A 13,263-nucleotide genomic window follows, 5' to 3' on the forward strand; every position below is an offset into this window, starting at 1 on the left:
CTACAGACAACTATTTAAGCGAGGTATAATGTTGCATAAAATCTTAATTACTATATTTCTCATCCTGTTGATTCTGATTAGTGCTGGATGTTCAGAGCAGTATGATGAAGAGACCATTATGAAAGCTGAAGATGTAACAAAGAGTTATATTGAGAGTAATTATGCAGAAGTAGAATCTATAGAACTAGAAGAAACTTACCAATCTCCTATGGGAAGCTTAACAGTTGATGGAACTGTTAATGGTGCTGGATTTTCAGCTAGTTTGAATAAAGATTTTTCGATAGCAGCTATAAGCTCTGAAGAAGGTTTCCCAGAATCAAAAGAAGGTTGTAAGGAAAGAACTTGTGATTATTAAAAAGAGGTGTTTATGTGAGAAAACATATATCCGTTTTTATTGTTACTTTTTTCCTTTATCCTATTAGTAGGTTGTGGAGTGAAAAATAATTACGATCAAGAAACTGTCACTGAAGTCAGAGAAACTGCAAGAAGTTACATCGAAAACAACTTTAAAGATGTAGAAACTATAGAGTTACAGGAACCTCGAAAATCTCAAATGGGTAGTTTAAAGATAGATGGAACTGTTAATGGGAGCGCCGACTTTACTGTTAGCTTTAATAGTGACTTTACAGTTGCTTCAATTAGCCTTGGAGAAGGTTTTCCTGACAGATTTGAAGAGTGTAAAGAGAAGAGTTGTGATTATTAGAAACAGGACGTTTCCCTCCTTATAGAACCTTTCACTTATAAGCTTAGCAATGAAATGTTCCACCTTATTTATAAAAGGATGATGACCTCATCTCATCGAGACACCTTTACCAAATAATTCTTACTCTTTCACGATAAAATACATATAAAAGGCTAACATTCGTTCATAGTGTTAGCCTTTTTGAGTCTATTCTTTTATGCTCTCCTGCTGCTGGTTGATGTATCCGTTTTTCCCTGCTCCCATACCGACAAGCCACAGCGAGACTGCTACAGTTAGTAATAATAGTAAAGGTACTTTCCAACCAGAAGTAACGTCATGTAATAGCCCGACTAAAGTAGGTCCAACCGCAGCTAACAAATAACCAACAAATTGTGCCATGCCTGATAGTTCTGCTGCTTCTTGCGCTGACTGGGTGCGTAATACAAAGAACATTGTGGCTAAACTGAACACGCCTCCTCCAGCTATTCCGAATAGCAAGACACTGATTACACTGACCCATGTAATACCCGTTAACAATCCTGAGAAGCTAATCACAAAGCATACAGCTATTAAACTTACAATTCCCCTTTGGCCTGTTAAACGACCCGCTAAAATTGGAAGCAAGAACGAAGTTGGTAAACTGCAAACCTGCATAAGTGCAAGCAGCCAGCCAGAAGTTGCGTCGCTAAATCCTTGATCCCGTAATATAGTCGGCAGCCAGGTAAGCATGATATAAAACAGAAGTGATTGTAACCCCATAAAGCACGTTACCATCCAAGCAAGCCGTGATGACCATAGCGCCTTCCCTCTCTTAGGAATGGTAATGGCTGATTTGTCACGCAAACGCAGTCGTGGTATCCAAGCAACTAAAGCTGCCAGTGTCAACACTACCCACACAGCGAGTGCGCCATGCCAACCAAGGCCCAGACCTTCAGACAATGGAATACTAACTCCAGAAGCAACAGCAGCCATTCCATTCATAGTCATCGCGTAAGCTCCTGTCATCATACCAACATTTCTAGGGAACTCTCGTTTAATGAGACCCGGCAGCAGGACATTACCCATAGCAATTCCAATTCCCGCTAATGCTGTTCCAACGAAAAGCAGCCATAACGGAGAGAAAGAACGTAAAATAAGTCCAGCAGCAATAATAAATAAACCCGCAAATAGTGTTCTCTCCATACCAATACGCTTAGCAATTCTTGGCGCAACCAATGCAAAAACGGCAAACGCGAGTAAAGGCAAGGTAGTCAGCATACCTGTAGAAGCATTGCCAATGCCAGTATCTAAACGAATGCTATCAATTAACGGACTTAAACCCGTTATCGGTGCACGCAAATTAGCACTCACAAGCAGTACACCTAAAACTAGCATAGCAATTCCAACACGTGCTGATTCACGTTTTATTTGTTTGGATTGTTCCATATTACCTCTCCTTACTACTCATTTAGCTTTATAAGCAGAACCAATTATCCTACCCAAAAAAGAAACACCTTAACGGAAAGGCATTTTGGCAATGTAATATATATACTAAGTTAATCAGCCTGTCTATTTTCTCAACAATAAATAGAATATCTGAATAGGACCCAGCTAATGCAACCTCAATCCTAGGATCTATAAGAAAACTAACCTAATAATAACACACAAAGATATGGTAAAATTATACCAACACACCTCCCCTAATAAAGGAAAGTGGCTTAATGGACTTTTCACTAAAAAACCTAGCTGACATCATACTGCTTTATATGGAGAATTTGATTCCCACCAAGAAAAGCAAGTTGTATAAAAAGAACCTAAAGATTCTTAAACAACAGGATTGGTTTAATGAATTAAGGAATGGATATAACCCTGTATTCTTAATGAATATTTCTATTCGCGAGAAAATTATTGAGTATGACGAAAAACTAAATCAACAAGAGTACAAGTCTGAATTAAAAGAAGTACTAAGGAAGGAGCTTGGTTGATAGAAAAGTTTGCAAATCGAGCTACACTCTATTTAATTATAAAATTGGTCAATCCTTCTATCAATTGACCCATCATATGCTAATGCTTACAATCCTAATAAGGGCAGCTATTCCTGCCCTTAATACCCCGGTATTCATTCAGAACCACATTGCAGCAGATGCTTTCCCTGAACTTAATAAATCAAATGGAGGAACCCAAATGAAGAGGGACTACGGTCTTAGCTTATGGACTTTCGGAGACAACATATCCTTTGAAGCGAAGTGTAAGATAGCAGCGGATATCGGCGTCGATGGTGTAGAAATACAAGGCGACATGACCCAGGATCCGATTCGTCTTAGAAAGATACTGCAAGATCATAAACTGAAGGCATTATCCGTCACACCAATTGATGCTGATATCTCCAGCAATGATACGGCAAAGCGTTCCGAAGCTGTTCAATACTTTTTGGACATGTTGGATTGGGCTAAGGCGCTTGGTTCTGAACGCATTTGTCTGCATGGGAAAGTAGGAAAAACACAAGTGAGCGACGATTACCAACTAGACTGGGATCGGTTAGTCGATAGCGCTAAAAAAATCATGGAGAAAGCAGAGCAGCTAGATATCGAGGTGGTTTTTGAAGTCCTTAACCGTTATGAAAGCTACCAAGTCACTACAGCAAAGGAAGCTGTGAAACTAGTTGAAACTGTTTCTAGTCCGAATCTCTTCCTTTTACTAGATGCCTATCATATGAATATTGAAGAACAAAATCCAGTACAAGCACTAAGATCAACGGCTGATAAATTGCGCGTGTACCATATAGCGGATTCTAACAGACAAGCTATCGGGGACGGGCACGCAAACTTGCAGGAGCAAGTAAACACCCTCTGCGAAATTGGCTACCAAGGACCCATTGTTATGGAAATGACTGCGTCAGATTCTAATCATGAAGAACAAGATTACTTAGACAGCGTAACCTCCTATTATAAACGCTCCCTCCGAACGTTAAAGACATGGGAAAGTGATTTTTAAGGATACATAAGAGAACCCGACACAAGACGGTCGGGTTCTTTTTCACTTTATTATTTAACTAGAGATTCAATTTCCGCATTGTCTAGTGCCTCTCGATAAAATACTACCTCATCCATCTGTCCGCCAAAGAATGGATCCGCACTATAACGGCTTTTGCCTAAATAATTTGTATCCCCCAAGATATCGGATGGATTCGCTGTGATATTCTCATTCGTTCCAGCTAGCTCTCCATTCACATACAATTTCCCTGTATTACCTTCAAGCGTCACCGCAAGATGCACCCATTCGTTCACTGGCAGGGTTGTATCAGCGGCTACATTCTGATCAGCTCCGTCATTAATCGTGAATCGCAACTTACCACTTCCGTCAGATGGGGTGAGAAACATATTTTGCCCATTGCTGGCACCGATATCAAAGATCCGCTGCCAAGCTGCCCCGCCTTGCCAATTCACCAAAGCAGCGAAAGTGAAATCTTCTGCATCCGCTGCAAGCGGCGACAATTCTACATAGCTGTCTTTGCCATCCAATGCCAGCTTACCATCCGCTGTTTGAACTGCATTGCCTTTTAACAGAGCAGCAAGATTATTTCCGGAAGCATCTGTCGCTTCTCTACTGCCTGGATGGTCAAAATTATACTGCGAAATTTCCGGTTCAGATGCTTGCTGCTTCACTGTCACTTGGAAGGATTTCATCGCTTTCTTTTTACCTGCTTGAATTTTCGCTGTTAGTGTTGCTTTGCCATCGCCGCTTCCTGCTTCTGGTCGGTGTATCGTGCCGTCTTCCTCGATTACATCCGAATTGGAAGAAGTCCAAGTAATTCTCGACTCATGCGTGCCTTCCGTTGGCAACTCCACGCTTTGATACAGATTGGTGCTGTTTGGTATCTCCAGGTCTTCTTTCACTGCTGCCACGATTTCCTTATCTTTCATGTCTTCCATTCGATTGCCCCATACTGCGACCCCTTTATCCGATAAAGCGGTGAATGTTGTGTCATATTGCTGTGCGGCTTCGTCCCATTGTTTCAGGAAAAATCCGCTATACTTCTCTCCTTCAATCGTTAGCGTAATCTCGTTATTCTTGCCGCGCTTCCACTTTCCTTCTATAGCACCTTCAACTTTTCCGTTCTTCTTTAATGTAATCTGCTCCGATGTTTTCACATCAGCAGAAATATCTTTACCATGATTCACATACTGATAATCCCCAGCCATATCCTTCAGCTTGATTTTTGCTTCCGTCTCGTTCGTATTACGGGATGGAGCCACAACAGGCCAGCCATCTTTATTCATATGCATCTGGTGCACCCGCACTTCATGCTCTTCCCCGCGGTCAGGGAAGCGAGAATGGAAAATCAGATAATGATTTTTTGTATCTTCATCATAGAAAGCTGTATTGTGACCCGGCGAAACATAACCAATCCCCGGCTCCTCACCTGGATCACCAACTTTTTTCTCAAACAGATTATTCCCAAGCAACTTCACGCCATAGGGTTCAATCGACTTATCATCAAACAGCGGCAAGGTCGGGTCCGCCTTTACATCAGTCATGTCATTTCCTTCTGCATCATAAAACGGCCCATCCGGAGACTCAGATCGCACTGCACGGATATTATAGCCACCAAACGAATCCAATCCGCCGAAAGAAAGGAACATATAATAATAGTCTGTTTCCGGACTGTACATCATTGCTGGTCCTTCAATACGACTATGATTACCACCCATCAGCTTCTTTCCATATCCCTGTCCCGGAAGCGGCTTCCCGGTTTTCTCATCCATTTCCATAATAAAAATACCACCAGAATAAGAACCATATACCATCCATAACTTGCCGTCTTTATCATAAAACACATCTGGGTCGACCACATTCGGGTGCTTCGTACCATCATAGATTGTACCATCCTCACTCGGCTCATCCCACATACCCGATTTCAAGATAATACCTGTATCCTCATAAGGCCCCTCAATGTTATCCGCCACCGCAACACCCATCGCTGACCGCGGTGAATCGCCCTTACATGCATTGTAGTACATATAAAACTTTCCATCTGCCAGCTGAATCACATCTGCCGCCCAAAGCGTATCCGTCTGCGCCCAATCAAGCGTTTCCTTCAATTCTTCCGTCACATTAGGAATTAATTTATTGCCATCACGCACACCTGAGTCAACCATCTTCCATTTCATAAGATCATTTGTTTTTGCTGCAGCTAAATGAGAGCCGAAAACATAGTATTGGTCGTCTACTTCAATGACAGATGGATCATGAACAGAAGCATTCTCAAAGACTGGTGTCTCTACATGTCCACCTTTTCCTTTCGCAAAAGTATCAGCACCTGGCAAAGTTGGGATGAGCATAACTGCAGATAGCATCGAAACAACAAGCAAACGATTTTTAGTTTTCATATCTTTCCTCCCCATCTATGATAACGCTTACACATTACTGATATAAGATTAGGAAGAATAGATAAAGTTGTCAATAAGTATAAAATCCTTATTTATTAATTAAATTATTTATAAGTTTATTGTTCTGTAGAGCTCCACATTCACAAATATAGCAATATGTACGTACAAGTTTTAATTAGCTTTTACTTATCAAATAAGCACCTACAGTTTCTTTTCATCTGCATATTCTCCCCTAATAAGGGTCCTGTTACTATATCCACAATTCCGGTAGGCGAGCTAACACCTTCTTTCTTATGGATGTACGTTCTATCTAATAGTTTTTTCTTTTAACTTGGTACAGTCTTACTACATATCTAATTAGCAAAAACAACATACCAGGGGGAGCCAAAAACATACTCAAGGCAAATATAAAAAAACCGTACATTGCAAACTGAAATTGTTCTATCCCCCTTTGCAGCACCCAATTTTGTGTTTTCTTTATTCTACGAGCGAGTCTGAAACCCAAAAGCACATCATAAAAGAACTTCGCAAAAGGAAATAACACATACGAGATTATAATAACAGGAAACAGTTCAAAATCATCCGTAAAATAAAATATTAGCGAAGTGGCGACGCACCCTAACAGCCCAATCAAATAAGCTTTCCTTACATATTTTCTATCAAACGGCATGTTAATCGATTTGGGTTCCCTTCGTTCTGAACGCCGTAATCTTGTTCCATGTACTTTCATAAAACTTTCCCCTTTATTATACAGATTCCTATCAGGCAGTATATATATCTTCTGATTAACATTCTAGCTATCATCTTACATTCAAGATTAATATATAAATTATCTAATCATTAAGGGAAATAGTATAGCAAAAAGAGGCTGAATCACTTATCCAGCCCCATCGTAACTAATTACTCCTTCGCTCTACCAGATTAATACCCACTCCCATAGCTACTATGCCGATGAGCAGCATATACAACAGCGACATCAGTACATCTTGCAGACCAGTACCATAGAACACAACTGACATGATCGCTTCCATCGCATGTGCCAGCGGGAATAGATCCGCAATAAACAGCAGCACAGGATTGGTAATCGTTCCTGGCATCATATAAACACCGCTGACGAGAGGAATCACCGGAATGACGGACGGATAGATAGCATAAAACTGCTCCGGCGTCCTGACAAATCCGGTAATCAGCATGGCAATACTGATCATGCCGAATGTAAAGCAGGCAGCGATGAGGATAATCAGCCACAAATTATCTCCCACATCGTATTGTAAGACATACTTAAATACGATTAGTACGACTACAATTTGAAACATCGTAATCAGAAAGCTATATAACAAATAACCACTATACATATTTGTTTTCTTCAAGGGGGATAAAATCATTCGATCCCAAATACCTGCGACTTTATCTTGCGTCACGTTGTTAACCTTGAATCCAAGAAGGAACATCGAGATCAAGAACGTGAAGGCAAACAGCAATTGCGTACGGATGTTGTACGCCGTAATCTGTTCACTATCCAATCCTTGCGCTACCAGCTGAAACGGCGGATCATCAAGATAACTCTCTATTTCCTCTCGCACATCTCCTCCCTCTTGTGACTCCACTGCACGGATTTGTGCTTCTTGTAGAAACACCTTCTTCACATGCTGTTCGACAGAGGAAACGCTCGGCATATTTTTGGAAACCAGCAGTCGATAATCATCTTCCATGAGCTTTACTGCCACATCGCTATTGCCTTTCTTTATGTCTTCACGTGCTTTGTCTGGTTCTACAACTTCAAATGTAAAGGTGTCATTTGTATTTAATAAACCTCCCCACTTCTTTTCAATTTCGGCGGCATTGGCTTCTTCACTGAAAATAACAACGGTTGTTACAGATTGAAGGCCGCCGCCAAATAAAAGCGTTGCAGCAATACTTCCTACAATCAATAATAATACCAACAGCGGTTTTCGTTTGTCCTTTGCGAATTGCGCCCATAATACATCCTTCATTGCGCTTTCCCCCTTTTCGGAAACAAAGCTAAGCCAATGAACGTGAACAGGAAGAAGAAACCAATCATGTATAAGCTGGTCTGGACAATAGTGGATGGATCTTCAAATTGAATCCACTCTGTCAGGATGGCAAGGAACAGTCCGTTCGGTGTCCATGTTCCAATTTGCTGCAGCCAATCAGGCAGCATATAGATAGGAAAAAACCCTCCTCCTAATGTACCAAACAGCAAAGTAGCCAACATAAAAATCCCATTTGCCGCATCCACACTAGTCATCCGCAACAAAACCGCCGTATAAATAGCTGCTAAGCCCGACAGCACGAACGCGAGCAAAACAACCATCAACAAAATACCAACCCAAAAGACGAACGAGCGATCCGGGAATACGCCCATCAGAAAATGAGATACAAGCAATACAAATAGAATCTGCAATACAATCAGACAGACAGCCGCAGCCATCTTGCCAATCAAAAATCGTATTGGATGGCTATTTGCTAATAAGATGCGGTTGAATATGTGGTCCCTGATTTCCACTCCTGTTTTCATAGCTACTGTCGCTACGACAAACAAGGCAAATAGCGCTCCCAATGCTATCGTAAAATACTGGGTCATATTGAAATCGTATGCAGTACCTATATCCTCCAAACCGCCTTTAGGAAGAGCTGCCTCTATTCCTGTACCATCCGTTACTTCCTGTATGGCAAATTGATAATTTAATTGTTCAATAAATCCTTGTATGAACTGTTGCAGTGCACTGCTAGTTGTTGTTTCTTCTTCTATCTTATAAATTAAAGATGAAGTTGGAGGTTCGCCTGTAATGTTCGCGTATAAACTATCTGCGGTGTACCCTTGCGGAATAATCAGCATACTATCAAGGTCGCCCTCATTTACTTTCTCGGCCGCCGCTTTTTCCTCCAGATGGTGAACCGTCACCCATTCCTTTACATCATCACTCTCCAAATAATCCAAAAGCAATTGAACAGGCTTTATCTCCTCTGCAGCCTCCGCAACCATCTTTGCCTCCTGCTCCTCAAAGGCTGCATCACGAACCAATCTTTCCTTCAGCTGCCCCAATACTTCTGACTCGTTATCTTGATTCACGACGGCTAACTGTAAATCCATCGTTACTTCGTCATCACTATCAAACAACCCAGCAAAAGCGAAATTTAGCACGACAACCAAAACAATCGGAAGCAACAGCACCGTAAGCAGCTCTTTCCAGTCTCGTAAAAAAATCAGCAAATCCTTTTTGATAAAGCTTCGCATCCTGACACCCCCCTTAATCTCGCAGTGTGCGACCCGTTAAGTGAAGAAAGACATCTTCCAAACTAGGCGTTTCTGTCTGGAAATTAAGCAATTGGATGTGATGCTTTTCGGTAAGATGAACTAATTTACTGATCAAGCTGCTGCCCTTCGCAGCGATAATCTTCAGCTGTAATTCCGTAACTTCAATCTTATGAACTCCTTCAATTGTTTTCACCTGCTCGACAAAGGCTTCATCCAGCTTATTTACCTCCACCTTTATCTTATCCTCGGTCGACAAGATGCGCAGTAATTCCTCTTTTGTACCTGCCGCAATAACCTTGCCGTGGTCCATAATATATAATCGATCGCAAAGCTGCTCCACTTCTTCCATGTAATGACTCGTATAAAGAATTGTCGTTCCATCTTGCTGATTCAGCGTGCGCACAGCTTCCAGAATATGATTTCTCGATTGTGGATCAATGCCAACTGTCGGTTCATCCAATATTAAAATCTGCGGGCGATGCAAGAGTGCGGCTGCAATGTTCAGTCTGCGTTTCATCCCGCCGGAATAGGTCCTCACCAAATCCTTTTTGCGATCATCCAGCCCGACAAACTCTAAAGCCTGCTGAATAGCTTTCGCCAGTTCTTTGCCTCTCAACTTATAAATCGATCCAAAAAATTTCAAGTTCTCATAGGCGGACAGCTCCTGATACAATGCCAATTCCTGCGGCACAACTCCTGAAACACTTCTGATTTCACCCGGTTTATCAATCGCGTTCACACCATTCATCGTAATTCTGCCGCTCGTCGGCTTAATCAACGTGGAAATCATGGAGATTGTTGTAGATTTTCCGGCTCCGTTTGGGCCAAGTAATCCGACTGATTCTCCATCTGCCAAATACAAGTTAAGATCCTGCACGACTTTTTTGCCTTTAAAGGACTTGCTTAAGTTGATTGTTTCAAGCATGTCTTTGCCCCCTATAATGTTGTTACTTGCATCATAAATAAAAAAGACCACAGCCACTACTGACTATGGTCATTCTGCAATTGGTCACTTGTTACTTTCGTCACTTTTTATACAAGGCGGTGGCGAATTGCATAAATGGCTAGCTGTGTCCGATCCCTTAACTCCAATTTATCCAGCACGTGACTCGTCTGATTTTTAACAGTACCAACAGATAAACCTAAGCGCTCGGCCACTTCCTTATTATTCAGTCCTTCACCGATGCACTTCAATATTGCTCTTTCTCTAGGGGTCAACGTCGCGTCAATTTGCCGCTCTTCCTGGTTTTGCAGTAAAATCGGCATCACCTTCGAAGCAACTTGATCTTCTAAAGATAAACCGCCGCTTAATGCGCTTTTAATGGAGCGAATAAGAGATGCAGTATCTCCATTTTTCAGCATATAACCGCTGACTCCCAGCTTTAAGGCATTCAACACATACTCGTTATCGTCAAACGTTGTCAGCATAAGGATCTTTATAGGAGGAAAGCGTGCGCGGAGAATTTTCGCTGCTTCAATGCCATCCATTACAGGCATCCGAATGTCCAAAATGGCCACATCGAAAAGCTGCTTCTCGCATAAACTGACCGCTTCTTTCCCATTATCCGCTTCCCCTGTTACGCTAATTTCTTCGTCCGTTTCGATCATCATCTTTAAGCCCTGACGAACCATCACTTGATCTTCAGCCAGCAAAACTCTAATCATCATAACCGCTCCAGTCTGCTAATCTTATCGTGCCACGCACCAAAAAACGCTGTGCCCCAAAATCAATCTCCAGTGAACCGCCCACTTTCTCTAAGCGCTCTCGCATCGATTTCAACCCATAACCTTCTTGAAAATAGCGATTATGCGGCGCTGAATTGATTACCTCAAACCGAAAGATACTCCCACCAGGTGACTCAAAAATCACTTGCGCCTCTCTTGTAGAACTATGCTTCATAATATTCGTCAATGCCTCCTGCACAGCACGATAAATCGCAAAAGACTGCTCACCAGTCAAAGGAGCCGCAAACGCCCCATGCTTCACCGAAAACTGGATCTTCATAAAACTCTCCATCTCTAATTTTCGAATCAACCGAATCACACCCTGCAGTCCGCTCCCTTCCCTTTGCTTAAAGGACCGCACCGCCTGCCGTGTCTCCTCCAAGCTTTGTTCCGCCAGCTCCTTCAGCTTCTCGACTGTCTCCTTATCCTTCTCAGCCGCCGTTAATCGAAACGCCTCAAACTGAAACAGCAAAGCCGTCAGCTTATGCCCAACCGAATCATGAATCTCATGCCCAATCAGCATCCGCTCATCTTGTCTCGCCTGCTGCTCCTCGACAAGAAGCTGTCTTTTCATACGCCTGTATTCTTCGAGTAAGGCTTCGTTGCTTAATCGAGCCTCTTTTCCTCGGTTATGTATGACTTGGTGGTAAAGTAAGGCAGCTATTAGTAAGAGATAATATACAGCACACCAGACTATTTGTGAGGCGGTGAGAGAGGATGTAATTAGGATTACTGCAGCACTTATAAGCTGCACAGCAATAACTATTAAACTTTTAGTTCGAGAAAGGTAAAAGACTGCTTCTGCCATTATTAAGGATTGGATGAGGATTGCATATGGAATGGGCTCATATATAGGGTAGAAAATAAGAATTGTCAACAAGGCTTGTACACTAAATAGTAGAATTTGTATTCGTGGTTTTTCTCTAAGAAGCGGTGCTAAGAATAATAAGATAAGGAAAACACTAGTAACTATTAGGTGCCTTGGCTCGAAGTCTTGGACATTTACTCCAAGAGCAAATGTCCAAATAGTACAATGAATTGTAAGCCAGATAAAGTATACCTTCTTCATGTATTTGGACTCCCCTCGAAATTAACAGCACATGCGTAAATACGTACTATCTAGATAGGATTAGAGTTGGTCTTTTATAAGTTAATTACAGTTATATCCCTGCCAAAAAGTCGGTACCCAACCCCGAATCTCATCAATCCCTTGTATCCCAAGGCTTACAGCCACTTATATCGCCTTTTCCCTTTCCCCATTATGTTATTAAGTTCTTCCCTAAAACCTCTGATTCTCCTCCCTATTTTCCGTTATGGGTTGTATCGAGTTTTCGGATTATGTTACTAAGTTGGTATCGATAATGGAATGAAGAGATAGGAGAAAAGATTGAAATATAACGTATTTGGGATCGCATAGAAACAAGAAAATAAAAGAGGAAATAAGGCTGGAATACATCGGATTAAACCACGAGAAGCCCACCATTGAACTATTTTGAGTTTATAAGGGGCTAACTCATAGAAGTTCTGCAGCTACAGAATTAAGCGAAATATAGCAGATTTGGGATGGTGTTATATTTCATGCTTTTACTCAATTTCTTATTGATTTCACCAAAACAAAAAAGCGTACAAACTGTATGGTTGAGCCACTTTTTATTCCTTTGAATTTCTCTGAAGGAATGGTTCCTGGTACAAATTCGAGTTAAATATAACACTTTTGGGACATGATGGAGAGAAAAAATAAGGAAAAGAAGAGATAATCCTACAGATTCCTAAGGACAAAAGAAACCGAAATACTACTGGAATCGCATAAGAAAGGGCTTTAAAGCTTACAATAAAAAAAGACCGGATCGATTACTGATCCAGCCTTCGAAATGATATTGGATTTGAGAAAAGCACCTTACGTACTTACTCCCACTCTTCCCTCAACTATCGGTACCGACTATATAACAGCAGATACCGACTTTTTAGCGTGGGGAAGAAGAATTTAGCAGGGAGATATTAGGTATATCCCTTTTAAATAAAGTCGGCAAGGAAAAACAGAAAGAAACCTTTATTCTAGCGCTTTGTTAAAAGAAGAAAATTTAAACAAAGTCAGCAAGTGATTTTTCTGAGCATTTAAACAAAGTTGGCAAGTGATTTCATTTGATATGAATAAGATTCTTATTGCCCTATCCATTTAAAGCACTCAGTTATCTATCTATTCTGTT

Annotated in this window: 11 protein-coding genes; 4 read left to right on the forward strand and 7 right to left on the reverse strand. The window is 41.4% G+C overall.

Features of this window, described 5'->3' with window-relative positions:
• Window positions 1-31 precede the first annotated feature (31 nt).
• Together B1K52_RS04350 and B1K52_RS04355 are read left to right on the forward strand one after the other, a co-directional pair.
• Window positions 32-355: a hypothetical protein gene (locus B1K52_RS04350; RefSeq protein WP_179106462.1), complete on the forward strand. Its 324-nt coding sequence runs from the start codon at window positions 32-34 to the stop codon at window positions 353-355.
• Between the two features lie 78 nt (window positions 356-433).
• Complete coding sequence (locus B1K52_RS04355; RefSeq protein ID WP_143588831.1) at window positions 434-703, forward strand: hypothetical protein; 270 nt, start codon at window positions 434-436, stop codon at window positions 701-703.
• A 186-nt stretch (window positions 704-889) separates the two neighbouring features.
• On the opposite strand, the gene B1K52_RS04360 is transcribed toward B1K52_RS04355, so the two are convergent.
• Window positions 890-2,107 carry a CynX/NimT family MFS transporter gene (locus tag B1K52_RS04360; protein WP_077305679.1) on the reverse strand — a complete coding sequence of 406 codons (1,218 nt, stop codon included), beginning with the start codon at window positions 2,105-2,107 and terminating at the stop codon, window positions 890-892.
• Between the two features lie 275 nt (window positions 2,108-2,382).
• On the opposite strand from B1K52_RS04360, the gene B1K52_RS04365 reads away from it, so the two are divergent.
• Window positions 2,383-2,646: a hypothetical protein gene (locus B1K52_RS04365; protein ID WP_077305681.1), complete on the forward strand. Its 264-nt coding sequence runs from the start codon at window positions 2,383-2,385 to the stop codon at window positions 2,644-2,646.
• Window positions 2,647-2,845: 199 nt separating this feature from the next.
• Window positions 2,846-3,655 carry a sugar phosphate isomerase/epimerase family protein gene (locus B1K52_RS04370; RefSeq protein ID WP_077305682.1) on the forward strand — a complete coding sequence of 270 codons (810 nt, stop codon included), beginning with the start codon at window positions 2,846-2,848 and terminating at the stop codon, window positions 3,653-3,655.
• 50 nt (window positions 3,656-3,705) lie between these two features.
• Here B1K52_RS04370 and B1K52_RS04375 read toward each other — a convergent pair whose 3' ends face one another.
• The 6 genes from B1K52_RS04375 to B1K52_RS18190 all read right to left on the reverse strand — a co-directional run bounded on the left by B1K52_RS04375 (window position 3,706) and on the right by B1K52_RS18190 (window position 11,630).
• On the reverse strand, window positions 3,706-6,051 hold the full coding sequence (locus B1K52_RS04375) for an arabinan endo-1,5-alpha-L-arabinosidase AbnB (protein WP_077305684.1): 2,346 nt from the start codon (window positions 6,049-6,051) through the stop codon (window positions 3,706-3,708).
• An 896-nt stretch (window positions 6,052-6,947) separates the two neighbouring features.
• Window positions 6,948-8,045: an ABC transporter permease gene (locus B1K52_RS04385; RefSeq protein WP_077305688.1), complete on the reverse strand. Its 1,098-nt coding sequence runs from the start codon at window positions 8,043-8,045 to the stop codon at window positions 6,948-6,950.
• Window positions 8,042-9,310 (reverse strand): ABC transporter permease, encoded by a 1,269-nt coding sequence (locus tag B1K52_RS04390; protein ID WP_077305689.1) that lies wholly within the window; start codon window positions 9,308-9,310, stop codon window positions 8,042-8,044. Before B1K52_RS04390 ends, B1K52_RS04385 begins: the two co-directional genes overlap by 4 nt.
• Before the next feature lie 13 nt (window positions 9,311-9,323).
• A complete protein-coding gene (locus tag B1K52_RS04395) occupies window positions 9,324-10,256 on the reverse strand; it encodes an ABC transporter ATP-binding protein (protein WP_077305691.1) in 933 nt (310 codons plus the stop codon).
• A 107-nt stretch (window positions 10,257-10,363) separates the two neighbouring features.
• Entirely contained in the window at window positions 10,364-10,996 is a 633-nt protein-coding gene (locus B1K52_RS04400; protein WP_077305693.1) for a response regulator, read from the reverse strand.
• The gene (locus tag B1K52_RS18190; RefSeq protein ID WP_256855835.1) at window positions 10,989-11,630 is read right to left on the reverse strand and encodes a sensor histidine kinase; all 642 of its coding nucleotides are present in this window, start codon (window positions 11,628-11,630) and stop codon (window positions 10,989-10,991) included. Before B1K52_RS18190 ends, B1K52_RS04400 begins: the two co-directional genes overlap by 8 nt.
• Window positions 11,631-13,263 lie beyond the last annotated feature (1,633 nt).

The sequence above is a fragment of the Terribacillus halophilus genome, assembly GCF_900162685.1.
GTDB classification, from domain to species: domain Bacteria; phylum Bacillota; class Bacilli; order Bacillales; family Amphibacillaceae; genus Terribacillus; species Terribacillus halophilus_A.